Origin of the sequence: Sphingomonas sp. 22R3R2A-7, from assembly GCF_036856055.1 — a bacterium.
In the GTDB taxonomy this organism is placed as follows: Bacteria; Pseudomonadota; Alphaproteobacteria; order Sphingomonadales; family Sphingomonadaceae; genus Sphingomonas.
The window spans coordinates 3,304,030-3,321,839 of the sequence record NZ_JASPFR010000001.1; the positions used below are offsets into that span (position 1 = coordinate 3,304,030).

The 17,810-nt window shown below is 65.9% G+C and carries 19 protein-coding genes and 1 tRNA gene; 12 read left to right on the top strand and 8 right to left on the bottom strand.

Annotated elements, in window-relative coordinates:
* Window positions 1–379: 379 nt before the first annotated feature.
* Window positions 380–763 carry a hypothetical protein gene (locus QP165_RS15790; protein ID WP_333996331.1) on the top strand — a complete coding sequence of 128 codons (384 nt, stop codon included), beginning with the start codon at window positions 380–382 and terminating at the stop codon, window positions 761–763.
* A gap of 88 nt (window positions 764–851) precedes the next feature.
* Window positions 852–2,216, top strand: a complete 1,365-nt coding sequence (locus QP165_RS15795; protein WP_333996332.1) for a sensor domain-containing diguanylate cyclase — start codon at window positions 852–854, stop codon at window positions 2,214–2,216.
* Window positions 2,217–2,246: 30 nt separating this feature from the next.
* On the opposite strand, the gene QP165_RS15800 is transcribed toward QP165_RS15795, so the two are convergent.
* On the bottom strand, window positions 2,247–3,002 hold the full coding sequence (locus tag QP165_RS15800) for a Crp/Fnr family transcriptional regulator (protein WP_333996333.1): 756 nt from the start codon (window positions 3,000–3,002) through the stop codon (window positions 2,247–2,249).
* Between the two features lie 98 nt (window positions 3,003–3,100).
* Between QP165_RS15800 and QP165_RS15805 the strand changes: the two genes are divergently transcribed.
* A complete protein-coding gene (locus QP165_RS15805) occupies window positions 3,101–4,222 on the top strand; it encodes an alpha/beta hydrolase (RefSeq protein WP_333996334.1) in 1,122 nt (373 codons plus the stop codon).
* A 252-nt stretch (window positions 4,223–4,474) separates the two neighbouring features.
* Here the strand turns inward: QP165_RS15805 and QP165_RS15810 are convergent, their stop codons facing one another.
* The 3 genes from QP165_RS15810 to QP165_RS15820 are packed head-to-tail and all read right to left on the bottom strand — an operon-like array spanning window position 4,475 to window position 7,046.
* On the bottom strand, window positions 4,475–5,260 hold the full coding sequence (locus tag QP165_RS15810) for an SDR family NAD(P)-dependent oxidoreductase (protein ID WP_333996335.1): 786 nt from the start codon (window positions 5,258–5,260) through the stop codon (window positions 4,475–4,477).
* A gap of 14 nt (window positions 5,261–5,274) precedes the next feature.
* Entirely contained in the window at window positions 5,275–6,453 is a 1,179-nt protein-coding gene (locus QP165_RS15815; protein ID WP_333996336.1) for a zinc-dependent alcohol dehydrogenase, read from the bottom strand.
* Complete coding sequence (locus QP165_RS15820) at window positions 6,453–7,046, bottom strand: SRPBCC family protein (RefSeq protein ID WP_333996337.1); 594 nt, start codon at window positions 7,044–7,046, stop codon at window positions 6,453–6,455. Before QP165_RS15820 ends, QP165_RS15815 begins: the two co-directional genes overlap by 1 nt.
* A 439-nt stretch (window positions 7,047–7,485) precedes the next feature.
* Between QP165_RS15820 and QP165_RS15825 the strand changes: the two genes are divergently transcribed.
* The 7 genes from QP165_RS15825 to mnhG are packed head-to-tail and all read left to right on the top strand — an operon-like array spanning window position 7,486 to window position 12,986.
* Window positions 7,486–8,994 carry a proton-conducting transporter transmembrane domain-containing protein gene (locus tag QP165_RS15825; RefSeq protein ID WP_333996338.1) on the top strand — a complete coding sequence of 503 codons (1,509 nt, stop codon included), beginning with the start codon at window positions 7,486–7,488 and terminating at the stop codon, window positions 8,992–8,994.
* Entirely contained in the window at window positions 8,903–10,213 is a 1,311-nt protein-coding gene (gene mbhE / locus QP165_RS15830; protein WP_333996339.1) for a hydrogen gas-evolving membrane-bound hydrogenase subunit E, read from the top strand. The genes QP165_RS15825 and mbhE overlap by 92 nt, the downstream gene beginning before the upstream one ends.
* The gene (locus QP165_RS15835; protein ID WP_333996340.1) at window positions 10,210–10,587 is read left to right on the top strand and encodes a sodium:proton antiporter; all 378 of its coding nucleotides are present in this window, start codon (window positions 10,210–10,212) and stop codon (window positions 10,585–10,587) included. The genes mbhE and QP165_RS15835 overlap by 4 nt, the downstream gene beginning before the upstream one ends.
* Window positions 10,584–12,047 (top strand): proton-conducting transporter transmembrane domain-containing protein, encoded by a 1,464-nt coding sequence (locus QP165_RS15840; RefSeq protein ID WP_333996341.1) that lies wholly within the window; start codon window positions 10,584–10,586, stop codon window positions 12,045–12,047. Before QP165_RS15835 ends, QP165_RS15840 begins: the two co-directional genes overlap by 4 nt.
* The gene (locus QP165_RS15845) at window positions 12,044–12,379 is read left to right on the top strand and encodes a Na+/H+ antiporter subunit E (protein WP_333996342.1); all 336 of its coding nucleotides are present in this window, start codon (window positions 12,044–12,046) and stop codon (window positions 12,377–12,379) included. The genes QP165_RS15840 and QP165_RS15845 overlap by 4 nt, the downstream gene beginning before the upstream one ends.
* Entirely contained in the window at window positions 12,379–12,654 is a 276-nt protein-coding gene (locus tag QP165_RS15850) for a monovalent cation/H+ antiporter complex subunit F (protein WP_056021236.1), read from the top strand. Before QP165_RS15845 ends, QP165_RS15850 begins: the two co-directional genes overlap by 1 nt.
* Window positions 12,651–12,986, top strand: a complete 336-nt coding sequence (mnhG, locus tag QP165_RS15855) for a monovalent cation/H(+) antiporter subunit G (RefSeq protein WP_056021239.1) — start codon at window positions 12,651–12,653, stop codon at window positions 12,984–12,986. Before QP165_RS15850 ends, mnhG begins: the two co-directional genes overlap by 4 nt.
* Window positions 12,987–13,068: 82 nt before the next feature.
* On the opposite strand, the gene QP165_RS15860 is transcribed toward mnhG, so the two are convergent.
* The 4 genes from QP165_RS15860 to QP165_RS15875 form a co-directional block, all read right to left on the bottom strand.
* Window positions 13,069–13,144: transfer RNA gene (locus tag QP165_RS15860), tRNA-Thr, on the bottom strand.
* A gap of 17 nt (window positions 13,145–13,161) precedes the next feature.
* Entirely contained in the window at window positions 13,162–14,022 is an 861-nt protein-coding gene (locus tag QP165_RS15865) for a hypothetical protein (protein ID WP_333996343.1), read from the bottom strand.
* 2 nt (window positions 14,023–14,024) lie between these two features.
* Window positions 14,025–15,434, bottom strand: coding sequence for a serine hydrolase domain-containing protein (locus QP165_RS15870; protein WP_333996344.1), 1,410 nt, complete (start codon window positions 15,432–15,434; stop codon window positions 14,025–14,027).
* A complete protein-coding gene (locus QP165_RS15875) occupies window positions 15,418–16,737 on the bottom strand; it encodes a replication-associated recombination protein A (RefSeq protein WP_333997053.1) in 1,320 nt (439 codons plus the stop codon). Before QP165_RS15875 ends, QP165_RS15870 begins: the two co-directional genes overlap by 17 nt.
* Before the next feature lie 343 nt (window positions 16,738–17,080).
* On the opposite strand from QP165_RS15875, the gene QP165_RS15880 reads away from it, so the two are divergent.
* Together QP165_RS15880 and QP165_RS15885 are read left to right on the top strand one after the other, a co-directional pair.
* Window positions 17,081–17,506, top strand: coding sequence for a PadR family transcriptional regulator (locus QP165_RS15880; RefSeq protein ID WP_443019315.1), 426 nt, complete (start codon window positions 17,081–17,083; stop codon window positions 17,504–17,506).
* On the top strand, window positions 17,503–17,793 hold the full coding sequence (locus QP165_RS15885; protein WP_333996346.1) for a DUF2218 domain-containing protein: 291 nt from the start codon (window positions 17,503–17,505) through the stop codon (window positions 17,791–17,793). The genes QP165_RS15880 and QP165_RS15885 overlap by 4 nt, the downstream gene beginning before the upstream one ends.
* Window positions 17,794–17,810: the final 17 nt, after the last annotated feature.

A 17,810-nucleotide genomic window follows, 5' to 3' on the forward strand; every position in this document is an offset into this window, starting at 1 on the left:
ATGACGGCTCGCGTACGACGCGCGCCTCCCGCAGGTTCCACCATCGGATGTTGGAAGCTGGCGCGCATAGCCGACGAACCCGGCAAGTGCAAGGTCGCGGGCCGCCGATATCGCGGCGCTTGCGGTCACCCCATGGCGCGCACGCCCAACAAGACGCGCAGTGGCGCTGCGTGGGTTTGCACAGACGGGGTGATCGCGGCGTCGGGCGCGCAAGCTGCCTGGCAGGCTTCCTGAAAATGAAAGTCATTACAAACTAACAGTTGCGACTATTTGCCGTGCGTATATCTACATCAACAGTCTGATGGATCAGGCACATGCTACATGACGAGCGATGAAAATGAGGTTTCTCACAATTATATTGTGCACTGCACTCGGGATCATGGTTCCGACCGGCTTTGTACTGGCCTGCTCGCTCATTCTGGATATGCCTGTCGTTATACTTATTGTAGGAATAGTATTCGGATTCGCAGCGACATATGCGCTATCCGTCATTTCCGAAGGCGAGGGTGACGAGGCGGTTGCCATGCAGAAAAGATGGGATGTCGCGATGCCGGCATCTATCATATGTTTGTCTGCAGCGCTTATTCTGAGCGGTCTGTATTTGTACATATCCGACAGACCCTATTATCTTTTGTACAAGAACATGCCGCATATTGCAGCGGCGATGATCTTTCTGCCGGGGGCGCTTATCGGTTGCGGCGCGATTCTGTGCATGCTTGCGGCATACGCATTCGCCACGCGATTGCAGCGCCACGAGCATTGAAAGATGGCGATGACGCCGACTTGGTGCGCGTGCAGTCTATAAAGGAGGTGGGGCGGGGGTCTTGAAGCCCATTTCCATGAGTGTCGGCATGAGCGCGATCGATAACCTTACCGGTACAGAGACTTGCTGGGACATGACCGAGTCCCGACACGTCGTCGACGCCATCGCGCGAACGATGCCGATCATCCGGTTCGGGCTGGACGGGACCGTGCTGTTCGCGAACGATCGCTATCTGAACATATTCGGTATGGACGCGGTCGATGTCATCGGTCGGCATCACAGCGTCTTCATCCGTCCGCACGAAGCGGCGAGCGCCGGATATGCGATGTTCTGGAATACGTTGCGAACCGGGCGGTCGATGCAGTCCGAGTTCTGCCGGGTCGGAAAGGACGGTCGGGAGGTCTGGCTCCAGGCGACCTACATGACGATCGGCGACCCCGTTGGTGAGCCGCGCGAGATCCTGAAGATCGCGCAGGACGTGACGAACGCGCGCGAACATGCCGCCGATCATCAGAGCATGCTCGAGGCGATTTCGCGGTCGACGGCGATCATCGAATTCGCGCTCGACGGCACGATATTGTCCGCCAACGCACATTATCTGGCGATCACGGGCTATACCGAGTTCGCCATCCGCGGCCGTCACCACCGCATGTTCCTCACCCCCGAAGACGCGCATGATCCGAGCTACGACCGGTTCTGGGAGCGGCTTCGCCGTGGCGAGTTCATCCGTTCGGAATTTCGCCGAATCGGCAGCGACGGCCGGCCGATCTGGCTGCAGGCGAGCTATAACCCGATCCTGGACGCGAACGGCAAGCCCACCCGGATCGTCAAGATCGCGACCGACATCACCGAATCCGTCGAGCTCCACAACGAGACCACGCGCCATGCGTTTTCGGACGCGCTGACCGCGGTTGCCAATCGGCGGCGGTTCAACATGACGCTGGTCGACGAAATCCGCCGGGCGGCAAGGACAGGGAATGACCTGTCGCTGATCCTCGTCGACATCGACTATTTCAAGACCTTCAACGACACCTATGGCCATCAGCAGGGCGATGCGTGCCTGAAGGCTGTCGCCAATGCGATCCGCGGCGTCGTGCGGCGGGCCAGCGATCTGGTCGCGCGCTTTGGCGGCGAGGAGTTTGCCGTGCTGTTGCCCAACGCAACCACGCGTACGGCCGCGATCGTCGCGGAAAATATACGCGCCGCGATCGAGGCGCTGCAGGTCGAGCATCCCGATCCGTCGAAAGCGGTGCTGACGGTGAGCGCGGGCTATGCGTCGCTCGGCTCGGAGCGGCTGACCACCGATCTGCTCGCCACCGACCTGATCGAACGCGCCGATCGCGCGCTGTACCGTGCCAAGGCGGCGGGGCGGAACCGGGTGTCGGGCGAGGCAAGGGTCATGCCTCAGTCCCTCGTGAAGACGGTCCCGAACGCGTCGAAGCCGGTGACCTAACCGCGTGCCCCGCACCCGCATTACCGATCGCTACACGCTGAACAGCCGTGAATATTCCTGCTCGGGGCGCCCATAGGTCCCGCCCGCGAGCGCAATGAGTTTTGCCCGATCCTGTACGACGACCCGCGCCCGGATGGCGCGGATCGCGCGTTCCTCCTCGAGCCGGTGCAACGCGTCCGTCACGCTGCTGCGGCGAACGCCGAGCATCAGCCGGAATTCCTCGTGCGTCATGCAGATCTCGTCGCCCTGCACGCGATCGTGATACAGCAATATCCACCGCGCCATGCGACGTTCGATCGAATGGGCGAGCGACGATACGATCGTGCGCCCCATCTGCAGCATGAACACGTGTACGAAGCGGAGCAGCGCCGCGCGCAGCGTCGCACTGTGATCGACCGCCGCCATCAATGCTTTCGACGACACGCGCAGCGCATGGCCGGTCTCGGCCCGCACCGTGACGTCATAGGGTGACCGGTCGGTGCCGAGGAGGCGTGGCCAGCCGATGAACCCTTCGACCCCGACCAGGCCAATCGCATAGCTACGATCGCCGTCGAGCGTTTCCAGCACCCCGGCAATGCCCTGTTCCAGCAAACAGATGCTCTCGATCGGATCGCCCGCGCGCGTGACGAAATCGCCCGCGGCAAAGCAGACCGGCTCGAGATGGGGCATCAACAGCGCGAAGTCGGCATCGGACAGGCTGGCCAGAAGCCGGTTGTTCGACCGGCCTTCGAACCGCGGGGATTCCCCTGCAAACATCGTGTGCTGAAGGCTGACAATCGGTGGCAACGCCGTCTCCGCTGATTACCGGCGCGACTGATTGGCACGGTTCCGTACAGAAACGTGGACACCTCCCGTTTGTTCATGCTGCACAACAGGAGTAAGATATGTTCAATATTTCAAAGCGTTCGTCCGCTCGCGCGGTCGTCCTGGCAAGCCTGCTCACCGCGTCGGCGGGCGTGCTCGCACAGTCCGCTCGCCAGCCCAGCGCACCACCCCCGCCGCCGCCGCCGGCAACCGCGACACAGCCTCCCAAGGCCGCGCCCGACATGCAGATGGTGCTCGACGCGCTGGCGGGTCTGGGCGGCAAGCCGATCGAGACGCTCACCCCCGCCGAAGCCCGGATGCAGCCGTCCGCTGCCGACGGCGCGAAGGCGGTGATGGCGAAGAAGGGCATGCCGACGACGCCCGATACCGCCGTGACGACGAAGGACGTGCCCTATGGCTCGGACCCGAAGCAGTTCGCCCGCATCTACAAGCCTGCCGCGGCGCCCGCCGGTGGCGCACCGATGCCGGTGATCGTCTATTATCACGGCGGCGGCTGGGTGATCGCGGACGTCGGCACCTATGACGCGGCACCGCGGGCGATGGCACAGGCGCTGAATGCGGTCGTCGTGTCGGTCGAGTATCGCCACGCACCCGAGTTCAAATTCCCGGCACAGCACGACGATGCGGCGGCAGCCTATCGCTGGACGCTGCAGAATGCCGCGAGCTGGGGTGCCGATCCCGCGAAGATCGCGGTCGCAGGGGAGAGCGCCGGCGGCAACCTCGCGGTCGCCACCGCGATCTACGCGCGCGCCAACCGATTGACCCTGCCGCGGCACATCGTCTCGGTCTATCCGATCGCGAACAGCAGCAAGACGCTGCCGTCACGCCGCGATTCAGCCAATGCCAAGCCGCTGAACGGTGCGATGCTGAACTGGTTCGGCCATTATTACCAGACGAGCCCGGCGGATGCGCAGGATCCGCGTCTGAACCTGGTTGCGGCAAACCTGCGGGGGCTGCCGCCGACGACGATCATCAACGCGCAGATCGACCCGCTGCGGTCCGATGGCGAGACTCTGGCGACCGCGATGCGGACCGCGGGCGTGAAGGTCGAACAGAAGACGTTCCCGGGTGTGACGCACGAGTTCTTCGGCATGGCCAAGGTCGTGCGTGGCGCCAAGGATGCGAACGACCTTGCCGTAGCACGGCTGAAGGCGGCATTCGCAGCGGCGCCGCGTCGTTGATACCTCGATCGGGCGGCAGAGCCGTGCCGCCCGATCATGTCGAAAAGGGGAAGGCAGGATGTCCTCGTGGCGCCGTGACTCGCTCGCTGAACGACCAGCGGACATCCTGCGGCATCACGACATAGACATGTGAAACGGTTGGCGGTGTTGTGCGAGGCGCCGAAGTCTCCGCGCGAACGCTGGTCCAAAACAGGATTGGCCCCGTCAAGCATGGCGGGGCCAATCGATATCGTTCGTGATCCGGGCGAAAGCTCAGTCCTTGGCGCTGCCCGGTTCCGCCATCTTGCGATGCTGTTCCGCGAGCACCGAACCCGGTGTGACATTGGCAAGAACACCCTGGATCTTCGTCTTCCAGCCCGAGAAGATTGACGGCTTGCCACCCATCAGCGCGTCCCAGCCATCCTTTGCCACGTCGGCGGGGTCGCTCTTGTTCGGATCGGTGCCCACGTCGGTATCGTTCATGTCGGCGCGATCGAAGAATTCGGTATCGACCGGGCCGGGCATCAGCGTCGTCAGCGTGACGCCGTCCGCCTCCTTGATCTCGTTGCGGAGCGCCTCGGTGAAGCTGTCGATGAACGCCTTCGAGCCGTTATAGACCGCCTGGAACGCGCCGGGGATATAGCCTGCGACCGACCCGGTCACGAGCACCTTGCCGTCGTTGCGCGCGACCATCGCGGGCAGCACCTTCTGGATGAGGTAGAGCGTGCCGGTGATGTTGGTATCCACCACGTTGCGCCAGTCGGCGAGCGTCTGGTCGAGGAAGCCGTGGCCGAGACCTTGGCCGGCGTTCGCGCACAGCACGTCGACCTTGCGGCCATTGGTCGCGGCGAGCAGCGCGTCGACGCCCTCGATCGTCGAAAGGTCCGCTTCGACCGCGGTCACCTCGGTGCCGAACTGCTTGAAGTCGGCGGCGGCGGACTGGATCAGCGCTTCGTTGGCGACGACGAGGATGTCGTAACCGTCCTTTGCGGCAAGCGTCGCGAGTTCGAAGCCGATGCCCGTCGAGGCACCGGTGATGATTGCGAATTTATCGGCCATGGTCTCGTATCCTCTCAATTGAAGCCGGGTTTCAGCACGACTTTTGTCACTTCGTTCTGATTGTTCTTGAACATGTCATAGCCCTTGGGCGCGTCCTCCAGGTCCATCCGGTGCGAGATCAGGAAGGTCGTGTCGATCTTGCCTTCCATGATCGCGTTGAGCAGCGCGGGCATGTAATGCTGGACATGCGTCTGCCCGGTCTTGAGCGTGAGGCCCTTTTCCATGAGCGCGCCGAGCGGGAACTTGTCGATGAACCCGCCATAGACCGCGGGCATCGACACGCGCCCGCCCTTGCGGCAGGCGATGATCGCCTGGCGGATCGAATGCGCGCGATCGGTGCCGAGGAAGGTCGACGCCTTGATCTGGTCGAGCACGTTGTCGACGAAGAACCCGTGCGCCTCCAGCCCGACGCTGTCGATCACCGCGTCGGGGCCGATCCCGCCGGTCATCACCATCAGCGCCTCGTAGACCGCGCTCTCCTCGTAATTGATCGTCTCCGCGCCGAACCGCTTGGCGAGTTCGAGACGGCGAGGAAAATGGTCGATCGCGATGACGCGCTCGGCGCCCATCAGGAACGCCGACTGGACCGCGAACAGACCCACCGGGCCGCAGCCCCAGACCGCGACCGTGTCGCCGGGCTCGATCTGCGCATTCTCCGCCGCCATCCAGCCGGTCGGCAGGATGTCCGAGAGGAACAGAACCTTCTCGTCGTCGACGCCGTCGGGAATCACGATCGGGCCGACGTCGCTGAACGGCACGCGGACATATTCCGCCTGACCGCCCGCATAGCCGCCCGTCATGTGGCTGTAGCCGAACAGCCCCGCCATGGGCTGGCCGTACAGTTCCTGCGCGATGTCCTGGTTGTCGGCAGGCAGGCCGTTGTCGCACGCCGAATATTGATGCTTGCCGCAGTGATAGCAGCTGCCGCACGCGATCGTGAACGGAACGACGACCTTCTGACCCTTCTTCAACGTCGACTTCGCGCCGACCTCGACGACCTCGCCCATGAACTCGTGGCCGAGGATGTCGCCGGCCTGCATCGTCGGAATGTAGTTGTCGTAGAGATGCAGATCGGATCCGCAGATCGCGGTCGCGGTAACCTTGATGATGCAGTCGCGCGGATTGACGATTTCGGGATCGTCGACGGTATCGACGCGGACGTCGTGTTTGCCGTGCCAGGCCAGCGCGCGCATCAGGCGGTCTCCTCTTCATGCTGCTTGCGGTTCATCGCGGCGGTCGCGATCTCGCCGGTTTCCATCAATTGCTTGAACCGCCGCAGGTCGCGGCGTGCCTGGATCGCGGGTTCGCGCTGGAACATCTTGGCGATGAGCTTTCCCACGACACCGGCGGGTGGGTCGTACAGGATCGAAACGGTGACGACGGTGCCGCGCGCGCCGGCGTCGCGGAACTCGACGCGGCCGCTATTGGCGACGTCGGCGCCGTCTTCAGATCGCCACGCGATGAAGCCGTCCGGGGCCTCGTCGGTAATCTGCGAGGTCCACTCCACCGTCTTGCCGGCGGGCGCCTTGACGACCCAGTGCGAGCGCTTGTCGTCGAGCAGATCGACGCGCTCGACATTTTCCATGAAACTGGGAAGATTCGAGAAATCGCGAAAATAGGCGAACACGTCACTAACCGGACGGTTGATCGTCACCGCGCGTCCGACGAAGGATTCGCCCTCTCCCGTGACGAAGCCGGCGACTTCGGTGCCGCCGCCATGCTTCCACGTGGTCGGTGGCGCGTCGTCGCCATGCTGAGCGGCCTTTGTGACGTCAGCGGATGCCATGCCCGATCTCCTGTAACAATGTCAGGCGGTCAACGCGCGATGAGGCGACGCGGCGCGTTCGGTGCGCGTTCTACTCACCGCGCCGATGACACATCTCATCCATGATCGCAGGCGTTGTTGATATCGATCAATAGGAAAATATCCGGGACGACCGCGCGCGTCGGAGATTGTGCAGGCTCTACGGCTGCCATCGCAAATCCTTGGAGCGTCACAGTATTACGCAAGGTGAATGCTCGTCGCCGATGGATGCTCTCGGCGATGCCGCGGCGCAATTCGTCGACAGGCGCAAATCAACTCTTAGACTTGCCGCCCGGGGACCAACAACCTTCCGGGCTATGCTTGCTTCGTGTACCGCGCGATCCGCTGGCGGGGGTGGTGGTCAGCGTCGTAATCAAGCGTCGGATTTGCGCACCGGGGCAGCGTGCTGCATGGCAATCCCATGCTCGTACTTCTCGCCGTCTCGCTTATCGGAAGTTGCCTGCTTCCCCTCATCGCGCGGGTGATGACGCGCGGAGCGGGGCTTGTCGTCGCGCTGTTTCCGCTCGGGCTGTTCGTCGCGTTCGTCCGGATGTCCGACATCGTCGAACGCGGCTGGGTGCGCACCGAGCAGCGCAGCTGGTCGCCGGAGATCGGGTTCGACCTGACATTGCGCCTCGACGGCTTCTCGTTTCTCTTCTGCCTGCTGATCACCGGGATCGGCACGTTGGTGATGGCCTATTCGGGCGGCTATCTGACGGGCAAGCCACAGCGGCAGCGTTCCCGGTTCTTCACGCTGATCCTGCTGTTCATGACCGCGATGCTCGGGACCGTGCTCGCCGACAACCTGCTGTTGATGGCGACGATGTGGGAGGCGACGAGCATCCTGTCGTTCCTGCTGATCGGGTTCGACAGCCGCTCCGCCCGCGCGCGTCGTGCGGCGGTGATGGCATTGCAGGTAACCGCGGGTGGCGGGCTGGCGCTGGTCGCGGCGGTCGTGATGATCGGCCATGTCCTCGGAAGCTATTCGCTTGCCGAGGCGGTCAATCGCAGTGGCGAACTCGCTGCATCGCCCTGGGCGACGCCGATCGTCATCGCGGTGCTGGTCGCAGGCTTCACCAAGTCGGCGCAGTTTCCGTTTCACTTCTGGCTACCCAACGCGATGCAGGCGCCGACGCCGGCATCCGCCTTCCTGCATTCGGCGACGATGGTGAAGCTCGGCATCTACCTTCTCGCGCGCTTCGAGCCGCTGATCGCCGCAACCGGGTGGGGCCGCACGGTCATGATCGTCGTCGCATGCGTGACCATGGTGATCGCTGCGGTCCAGGCGCTGCGGGCGGAGAGTTTCAAGGCCGCGCTCGCCTATTCGACGATTGCCTCGCTCGGCATCCTGGTATTGCTGATCGGGCTCGACGGGCCGACCGCGACGGTCGCGATGATCGGCTTCCTGATTGCGCACGCGCTGTACAAGGCCGCGTTGTTCTTCTGTGCAGGCTCGGTGCTGCACTTGACGGGGCAAGGGTCGCTCCGCTCGCTCGGCGGGCTTGCGCGCCGGATGCCGATGACCGCGATCGCGTGCACGGGGGCCAGCCTGTCGATGGCAGGGATCCCGCCCTTTTTCGGCTTCATCACCAAGGAATTCCTGTTCCAGGCGCAGATCGAAAGCAGCTGGGAAAGCGTCCCGATCGCGATCGCGGTTCTTGGTCAACGCCGTGATGGTGGGCGTCGCGGCGGTGGTGACGCTGCGACCGTTCTTCCTCGCATCGGCCGAACCCGTCGAGATGCGCCACCGCGAGAGCATCTCGCTGGGTGTGCCGCCGCTGCTGCTGGCGATGCTCGGGCTGTTGCTCAGTCTCGATCCGAGCTGGATGGAGCGCGTGGTGATACGGCCTGCCGTCGCTGCCGTGTATCGCCGGCCGATCGATGTCGATGTCGCGGTGTGGCACGGGATCACGCCGATGCTCATGCTTAGCGGCCTCGTCGTGCTGGTGGGCGTCGTCATCGCGGTATTCTGGGCGCCGATCCACACGATGCTGCGCGGCAGCGACCGGTTCGAGCAATTCGGTATCGAGCAGTTCTGGGAACGCAGTCAGCGCGCGATGATGGCATTCAGCGCCCGGACGGTGGCGTGGACCGAACATGGCGACCTCCGCGTGCTGCTGGGAGTGGTCATCGCCACGATCACGGGGATCGCCGGGTGGGCGATCGTTGCCGGCGCGGGGCCGCTTCGGATCTCCCCGGGTGCTGCGCCCCATCTCGCCGATATCCTCATCGCGCTCATCGCGGTCGCCGGTGCGGTCGTGGCCGCGCGGTCGGCAAACCTGCTGACGACGATGCTGGGGGTCGGCCTGACGGGCTTTGCGGCCGCGATCCTGTTCATGGCCGGCGGCGCACCCGATCTCGCGATCACGCAGTTTGCGGTCGAGGCATTGCTGGTCGTCATGCTGACCGCGATGCTCGCGACGCTGCCGCTCGTCGCATCGCGCACGCGAACGGTGTCGCAACGCGGCGTCGACGCGCTTCTTGGGGCGGCACTGGGGACGATCCTGTTCGTCGCGACGCTCGACGCCGCGGCGATCGACCATCCTGCGCTTGCGTCCGACTTCTTCGGCCAAATGAGCTATATCGCAGGGCGGGGGCATAACGTCGTCAACGTCATCCTCGTCGACTTCCGCGCGTTCGATACGCTGGGCGAAACCGTGGTCATCGCCGCCGCAGCGATATTGGGGGCGGCGTTGCTCCGGGGCGTCGATGCCAATGACGGCGATGCGCGGCACGATGTCCATTTCAGTTTCTCGACCACCGCCAAACCCCTCTTCATCCTGCTCATCGCCGCGTCGCTCGTGATCCTGTGGCGCGGGCATGATCAGCCGGGCGGCGGCTTTATCGGAGGTCTGGTCGGGTCGCTCGCCTTTGCCGTGCTGTCGCTCGCCCGCGGTCCCGTCGCGGCAGCGGGCACGTTGCGCGTTTCGCCGATCACGCTGGTGGGTGCCGGGCTGCTTCTGACGATCGGGAGCGGGCTGGCGGGGATGTTGGCGGGGGACGCCTACCTCACGCATCTGTGGTGGGAGCCGGACAACTGGCTGCCCAAGATGGGTACCACCATCGTGTTCGATGTCGGCGTCTATCTCGTCGTCCTGGGGGCTGTATTGACCTATCTGTTCGGGCTCCAGCGGGAGGCGGCGCGATGATCCTTCTCGATGCGCTGGCAGCGGCGGTCATCATCGCCTGCGCGCTGTACATGATCCTGTCGCGCAACCTCGTGCGTATCCTGCTCGGCCTCGCGCTGATGGCGACGGGGGTGAACGTGATGCTGTTCGTCGTCGGCGGAAACGGTGTGCGACAGCCGCCGCTGATACGCGATGGCGAGCAGGTCCTTGGGCCATCCGCGGACCCGACCAGCCAGGCGCTGATCCTCACCGCGATCGTCATCGGCTTTGCGCTGACGATCGTGCTGGCGACGATCGTGCTGCGCGGGTGGCGTTCGACAGGGTCGCTCGACGCGCGCGACCTCGAAGCCACCGAGCAACAGCGCGACGCCGAATCCATCGGGCCAGCGTCATGAACGACGCCGTCACGCTGCTGGCGCCGGTCGCCGTGCCGTTATCGGGTGCTGCGATCGCGGCGCTGCTGCGGAACCACGCGTCGTTGTGCAGGGCCTGGTCGGGGCTGATGACCGTGCTCACGCTGCTGGCAGCGGGAGCGTTGCTGGCGCGCGCGATCGATCCGGCGCCGCTCGCGATCGTCGTCTTTGGCGGCTGGCCGCAAGGCATCGGCATCGGCTTTGCGGCCTGGCTTCCGGGCGCCGTGCTTGTCGTCGTCGTCGCGCTGGTCGCAACCGCGGCGGCGATCTTCGCGATCGCCGATATCGGCGCACGTCGCCGGCGGGCGGGCTATGACGCCCTGATGCTCGCGCTTGTCGGCGCGGTGAACGGTGCGCTTCTGACCACCGACCTGTTCAATCTCTACGTGTGGTTCGAGCTTGCGCTGGTCGCGGCGCTGGGCCTGATCCTGCTCGACCGGCGGCGTCATCAGGTCGGCGGCGCGACGCGGTACGCGGTGTTCGGCATGGTTGGCGCAACCGCGATCCTTGCGGGGATCGGGCTTCTCTACGGCGCCACCGGAACGCTCGACCTTGCGAGCCTCGCCGCGATCCTCAAGACGCAACCGCCAAGCGTCGCGACGAGCGTCGCGGCCGCGCTTCTGCTGTCGGGCTTCGCGCTGAAATCGGGCCTCGCGCCATTTCACGTCTGGCTGCCTGCCTCCTACGCATCCGCGCCGCTGACGGTGGCCGCGGTGTTCGCGGCGTTGATGACCAAGATGGGATTCTACGCGCTGCTGCTGGTCATGGCCGGCGTTTTCGGCGCGGGCGCGGCGCAATTGTCGCCCGTCATCGCGATCCTCGCGGCGGCGACGATGCTGCTGTGCGCGCTCGCGACGCTGGCGCAATCCGACATGCGCCGCCTGATCGGTTACCATGTGGTGGCGCAGGTCGGGTATATGGCGGCGGGGCTTGCGATCGGTTCGGCGGCCGGGCTCGCGGCGGCGACCTTCTACATGGTGCATTCGATGATCGTGCAGGCCAATCTGTTCCTCGGCATCGGCGCGATCCGGCGTGCGACGGGCAGCTGGGACCTGAAGCGCGCGGGCGGCATGGTCCGCTCCGATCCGATGTTCGTGTTCCTGTTCGCGGTTCCGATGCTGTCACTGGCAGGGATCCCCCCGCTGTCCGGTTTCTGGGCGAAGCTCTTCATTCTGCGTGCGGCGGTCGCCGGCGGAATGGGCTGGATGGCACTCGTCGCGCTGATCGCCGCGATGCTGACCATCGTGTCGGTCGCCAATCTGTGGGCGGAGGCCTGCTGGAAGGCCAGCCCGATCAAACGCCAGGCGCGCGCGATACCGCATGCGATGCGCGCGGGGATGGCGGTGCTGTCGATTGCGACGATCGCGATCGGGCTGTTCCCGCAACCGCTCTGGATCGTTGCAAAGGCGTCCGCGCATGCGCTGATGGAGCTCGGCCAATGAAGGCTATCCGCCGTTTCGTCGCCGTGCCCGCACTGCTCCTCGTCTTTCTCTGGGATCTCGTCGTCTCGTCATTCCGCGTCGCCGCGATCGTGCTCGGCAGGCCGGTACGGACTCATCCCGCGATCCTGGTTCTGGTCACCGACCTGCGACGCCCATGGGCGGTCGCGCTGCTCGCCTATCTGACGTCGCTGACCCCCGGTTCGACATGCCTTCATGTCTCCGACGACCGGCGCACATTGTATCTGCACGTCCTCGATGCGCGCGATCCGGCCGCCACGATCGCGCGGTTCCGGCGCCTCTACGAACGCTGGGTCAAGGTACTGGAGGCATGATGGCGTTCGACCTTTCCGCGATCGTCTGGGGGATGATGGCGATGCTGTGCCTCGTCACCGGCTTGGCGGCGTGGCGGATGCTCCGCGGTCCGACGTCCGCGGATCGGTTCGTCGCGTTCGACATGCTCACCGCGGTCGCGGTCGCGTTCTCCGCGTTGATCGCGGTGGCGTCGGGCAGGAGCGGGTTTCTCGACGTCGCGCTCGTGCTGTCGCTGGTCAACTTCGTCGCGACCGCCGCGTTTGCGCTCTTCCTCGAACGAAAGACGCGCTCATGACGGTGCTCGGGCTGATCCTCATGGGGGCGGGCGTCCTGTTCCTGCTGGTCGCCGCGATCGGACTGGTGCGGCTGCCCGATGCGCTGCAGCGGATGCACAGCGCGACCAAGGCAGGGACATTGGGAACCGCGCTGGTGATCCTCGGCGCGATGCTCACGGGTGAAGTCGCACGCCCGCAATCGGGGTTGCTGACGATCATCTTCCTGCTGGTGACGCTGCCGCTGGGAGCGCAGCTGCTCGGGCGCGCAACCTATGTCGCCCGCACGCCGCTCGAAGGGCTCGAGGACGACCCGCTGGCGGAGGACGAGGGATCGGGGCTGACACGGAAATAGCCGGATCGACCGTGCAGACGCGGGCACCGTCTTCGCGCGAAGCCATCGGGAAGTCCGGCGGCGGGTGCCTGGATCGAGATGATGGTGCCGGTTGCAGGAATCGAACCCGCGACATCCAGTTTACAAAACTGGCGCTCTACCAACTGAGCTAAACCGGCCTGAATCGCCTCATGCGTCAGGTGACGCCGAAGGTCCAGCCTTCGGTGGCCGCAATATGCGCTGTCATTGCAGGCGGGTGCCAGAATTTTTCCGTACACGCGTGCCGACGAAGCCATGCCGCGCCGACGATCGCATCGGTCGAGTGATCGTCATACTGGCGAAGCGGGGCGTGCGCCGCCGAACCGAACGCCGCGAGCGCGGCATCGAGCGCGCCGGGGTCACGGATCTTGCTGCGTCCCGCGGGCACTCCCGCGGCGCGCGCGGCGATGCTCGTGTAGATTTCGACGATCGTCGCTCTGGACGCCGACGGCGGATCGAACGGCCAGACGGGTATCGCCCGATCGAGACGGTGGAGCAGGCGCATGCCCGCAAAGCTCGCCTTGGCGACCTGCGCGGCGCCGATCGCGTCGTAGACCGTCGACGGTTTTCGTCCCCCGTCGCTCGCGATCTCGCAGCGCCGCCAGTACAGGAAATTGGCCTTGGTACCGTCCGCTGCGCCCAGGTAGAAATGTGTGCCGCGTCGCCGTTCGATGAACGAAGCGGCGCCCAGGTCGGCGTCGTCGCTCTCCGCGTCGACGCTCGCCCACAATGCCCGCGCATCCGAAGTCGCGGCGTCACCGGGAAGGTGTGCGCCCCGTTCGACGAACGGCGCGGAAAAGCTGAAATCGAACCCGACGAGCAATGGCGCATCGCGCTTCGTGAGGAGCCAGTCGAGAACGGCGGTCCGCGACCAGACGCCGTCGGGCGCGGGGACCAGCACGGGTGCCGCGGATCCCTGCTCGCACAGCGCGACGGCGATCCCCTTGTGGCGTCTGCCCTTTGCACCGGACCAGTCGATCACCGCAAACTGCTGGAAATGCGCGGGTGTAGCGATCACCCTCAGCGGCTGCTCGCACGCGTCGCCGCAAGGATCGCAGCGGTGAACCCGGCAACGTCGAACCGGGCCGCACCGGGATCCTCGCCACGCCGGACCACCACCAGACGCTCGGACGGGACGACCATGACATATTGCCCGCGATTGCCCTGCGCGGCGTAGCTCCCGGCGGGCAGGCCCTGCTTTTCGCCGAACAGCCACATGGTCGCGCCATAGCCGGGGCCCGTTGCGGGTTGCGGGCCGCTCGGCGTGGTCATGTACGTCATCCACCCCGCAGGCAGCAGGCGCGTGCCGTTCCAGACGCCATCGTCGAGCCACAGCTGGCCGAGCCGCGCCAGATCGCGCGCGGTGCTCCAGACCTGGCTGGAGAGGATGTAATTGCCCTGCCAGTCGGTCTCGGCGACGCTGTGCGTCATGCCCAGCGGGGCAAAGAGCGCGCGCTGCGGGAAGCCGCGATAGCGGTCGCGCATGACGCCGCGCAGGCTGTGCACCGCGAGCAAGATGTCGTTGTTCGCATAGCGGAAGCGCGTGCCGGGCCTCGCCTCGAGCGGCCAGGCCGTCGCCTGCTCGGTCACGGTCGTCCCGCCGAAATAGATCGCGTCGGTGCGGTTGCCCGCGGTGTCGCTGTGCAGCCCGCTCGCCATGCGCAGCAGCTGGTCATAGGTGATCGCGCCCCGCGGATCGCCCGCCAGCGGCCAGTTCGTCGTGCGCGCGCCGGGCGTCAGCTTCGCGTCGTGGAGCGCGATCCCGAGCAGCGTGCCGGCGATGCTCTTGCCGACCGACCAAGTCCGGTTCGAGACGAACGGCCCGAACCCGTCGCGGTAGCGCTCGGCGACGACCTTGCCGTCCTTGACCACGACGACGCCGACCGTTTCCGACTCCGCGCCATAGGTCGCACGGTCGAACGCCGTCGCGACGGCCGCGTGGAGCGGCTGAATCGTCGAGGGCGTGATCCCGGCGTCGCCGAGCGGCCAGGGGCGGGGGTCGGCAGCGGCGGGGCGGGGCGCCGCCGCCGGAGTTGCGCTGCGACCCGCGACGCTGCCGATCGGCGCGGTGGTGCAGCCGTTCGCGGCAGTCCAGCTGACCCTGCGCGGGGGCATCGCCGGATCATAGGCGACCGTCACCACGCTGCGCGCCCGGTCGACCTGCGCCGTCAGCGTCGGCACGATCGCGTCATATTGCGGGTAGATGCCGCGAAGCTCGTCCCGGTCGATCTGGCCCGCGGTCCGGCCTGCGTTGAACATCCCCGCACAATACATCGCCGCCTTGTACCCCGCCGCGATCGCCCGGTCGTGCGTCGTCGCGGCGGCGGCCGGGATCTGCTGCGCCGTCGCCGTCGCTGTCGCCGTCGCCGTCGCGAGCGGGGCTGTCAGGACGAGGAGGGGGACGAGCGCGCGGCTAGCTGTCTTTCGCATGGCGCCGGTCGTCCCACCAGGCGAGCCGCTCGGCAAGACGTTTCTCGAAGCCGCGATCGGTCGGCACGTAGAAGCTTTGCGGCGCCATCTCGTCGGGCCAGTAGTTCGACCCCGAAAATGCATCCTCGGCATCATGGTCGTAGGCATAGCCCTTGCCGTAGCCGATATCGCGCATGAGCTTGGTCGGGGCGTTGCGGATCGCGGCGGGGGGCATCAGCGAGCCCGTCTCGCGCGCCGATTTCCACGCCGCCTTCTGCGCCTTGTACACCGCGTTCGATTTGGGCGCGGTCGCCAGATAGACGCAGGCCTGCGCGATCGCGAGCTCGCCCTCCGGGCTGCCGAGAAAATCGTAGGTGTCTTTCGCCGCGATGCATTGGACCAGCGCCTGCGGATCCGCGAGCCCGATATCCTCGACCGCGGCGCGGGTCAGGCGGCGCAGCAGGAACAGCGGCTCCTCGCCCGCGGTCAGCATCCGCGCGAGATAATAGAGCGCCGCCTGCGGATCGCTGCCGCGGATCGATTTGTGGAGCGCGGAGATGAGGTTGTAATGCCCCTCGCGATCCTTGTCGTACACCGCGACGCGGCGTTGCAGGAAGTTCGACAGCCCCGCCGGATCGAGCGGTTCGGGCAGGTTGACCGAGAACAGCGTCTCCGCCTGGTTGAGCAGGAACCGGCCATCGCCGTCCGCGCTCGCGATCAGCGCGTCCTTGGCGGGCGGCGTGACGGGTAGGGGGCGCTCCATCACCACCTCGGCACGGTCGAGCAGCTGTTCGAGCGCACCGCGGCCGAGCCGTTCGAGGATCAGCACCTGCGCGCGGCTGAGCAACGCGGCATTGAGTTCGAACGACGGGTTCTCCGTGGTCGCGCCGACCAGCGTGACGGTGCCGTCCTCGACATAGGGCAGGAAGCCGTCCTGCTGCGCGCGGTTGAAGCGGTGGATCTCGTCCACGAACAACAAGGTGCGCTTGCCCATCCTGGCGTGCTCGCGCGCCTCGGCGAACGACTTCTTCAGCTCGGCCACACCCGAGAACACCGCCGAGATCGCGACGAACCGCAGGTCGACCGCGTCCGCGAGCAGCCGCGCGATGGTGGTCTTGCCGGTGCCGGGCGGGCCCCACAGGATGATCGAGGACAGTCGTCCCGCCGACACCATCCTGCCGATCGCACCCTCGGGGCCGGTAATGTGGTCCTGCCCGACCACCTCGTCGAGCGTGCGCGGTCGCAGGCGATCCGCGAGTGGCGCGTTCTCGGGGGGCGTTTCGGTAGGGGCGGCGGGTTCGAAGCCCGCGAAGAGGTCGGCCATGCGGCAGAGATAGGGGCGGGGGGCGGTTTGCCCATCCATGCGCGCCGCTCCGCACCAATACGTGATGGTCCTCCGAGGAAACCGACGATCGAAAGTCGGCAGGATTTCCCGCACGCCCCTTGAACGCGAAACAGTCTGCGATATATCTCAGTTCATGAATGAAGATATATCGGAGAACACTCAAATGCGTTTTGGTATGGGATATGGTGCTTGGACCGGTGGCCCGCGTGGCGACGGCGAAACGCGCGGTCGCGGCGGGCATGACGGGCATGGACGGCACGGGCATCGCGGAGGCCCTGGCGGTCGGCGCCGGCTGTTCGATGGCGGCGAGCTGAAGCTTGTCATGCTGAAGCTGATCGCGGACGCGCCGCGCCACGGCTACGACCTGATCCGCGAGATCGAGGGGCTGACCGGCGGCGGCTATGCGCCGAGCCCGGGGGTCGTCTATCCGACGCTCAGCATGCTCGACGAGATGGGGCTGATCGAGGAGCAGCAATCGGAGGGCGCCAAGAAGCGCTTTGCGGCAAGCGACGAGGGTCGCACGCATCTCGCCGAGAACAGCGCGGTCGTCGATGCGCTGTTCGCGCGGCTGGCGGCGGTGGGCGCGGAATCGGAGCGGACCGACGGCGCGCCGATCCGGCGGGCAATGGGCAATCTTCGGCAGGTGCTCCAGCACCGGCTGATGCGCGAGGACGTCAACGAGGATACGCTGCACGATGTCGCGGCGCTGATCGACGAGGCGGCGCAGAAGATCGAGCGTCTGAAGTGAGCGTCTCGGTCGCACGCGTGCCGACGCATTCGGCGAGCAGGTATCTTCAGCAGCTTGCCAAGCACTGGGGCCACAAGATGGACGTCACGATGTCGGAAGAGGAGGGCCGTATCGCCTTCCCGAACGGTGTGGTGCTCGAGATGCGCGCGGACGGCGAGACGCTCGACGTCGCGCTGACGGTGCCGGACGGCGAGGATGTCGGACGGATGCGCGGCGTGGTGTCGAGCCACCTCGATCGCTTCGCCTTCCGCGAGGCGCCGCTGACGTTCGACTGGGTGACCGTCTGACGCTGACCGGTCCGCTG

Coding starts and splice junctions, on each gene's coding strand:
- QP165_RS15825 (WP_333996338.1), top strand. CDS start 7,486: ATGCTCGTACTTCTCGCCGTCTCGCTTATCGGAAGTTGCCTGCTTCCC.
- QP165_RS15815 (WP_333996336.1), bottom strand. CDS start 6,453: ATGCGCGCGCTGGCCTGGCACGGCAAACACGACGTCCGCGTCGATACC.
- QP165_RS15820 (WP_333996337.1), bottom strand. CDS start 7,046: ATGGCATCCGCTGACGTCACAAAGGCCGCTCAGCATGGCGACGACGCG.
- QP165_RS15845 (WP_333996342.1), top strand. CDS start 12,044: ATGAAGGCTATCCGCCGTTTCGTCGCCGTGCCCGCACTGCTCCTCGTC.
- QP165_RS15840 (WP_333996341.1), top strand. CDS start 10,584: ATGAACGACGCCGTCACGCTGCTGGCGCCGGTCGCCGTGCCGTTATCG.
- mnhG (WP_056021239.1), top strand. CDS start 12,651: ATGACGGTGCTCGGGCTGATCCTCATGGGGGCGGGCGTCCTGTTCCTG.
- QP165_RS15875 (WP_333997053.1), bottom strand. CDS start 16,737: ATGGCCGACCTCTTCGCGGGCTTCGAACCCGCCGCCCCTACCGAAACG.
- QP165_RS15880 (WP_443019315.1), top strand. CDS start 17,081: ATGCTGAAGCTGATCGCGGACGCGCCGCGCCACGGCTACGACCTGATC.
- QP165_RS15850 (WP_056021236.1), top strand. CDS start 12,379: ATGGCGTTCGACCTTTCCGCGATCGTCTGGGGGATGATGGCGATGCTG.
- QP165_RS15790 (WP_333996331.1), top strand. CDS start 380: ATGGTTCCGACCGGCTTTGTACTGGCCTGCTCGCTCATTCTGGATATG.
- QP165_RS15795 (WP_333996332.1), top strand. CDS start 852: ATGAGCGCGATCGATAACCTTACCGGTACAGAGACTTGCTGGGACATG.
- QP165_RS15810 (WP_333996335.1), bottom strand. CDS start 5,260: ATGGCCGATAAATTCGCAATCATCACCGGTGCCTCGACGGGCATCGGC.
- QP165_RS15805 (WP_333996334.1), top strand. CDS start 3,101: ATGTTCAATATTTCAAAGCGTTCGTCCGCTCGCGCGGTCGTCCTGGCA.
- QP165_RS15835 (WP_333996340.1), top strand. CDS start 10,210: ATGATCCTTCTCGATGCGCTGGCAGCGGCGGTCATCATCGCCTGCGCG.
- QP165_RS15870 (WP_333996344.1), bottom strand. CDS start 15,434: ATGCGAAAGACAGCTAGCCGCGCGCTCGTCCCCCTCCTCGTCCTGACA.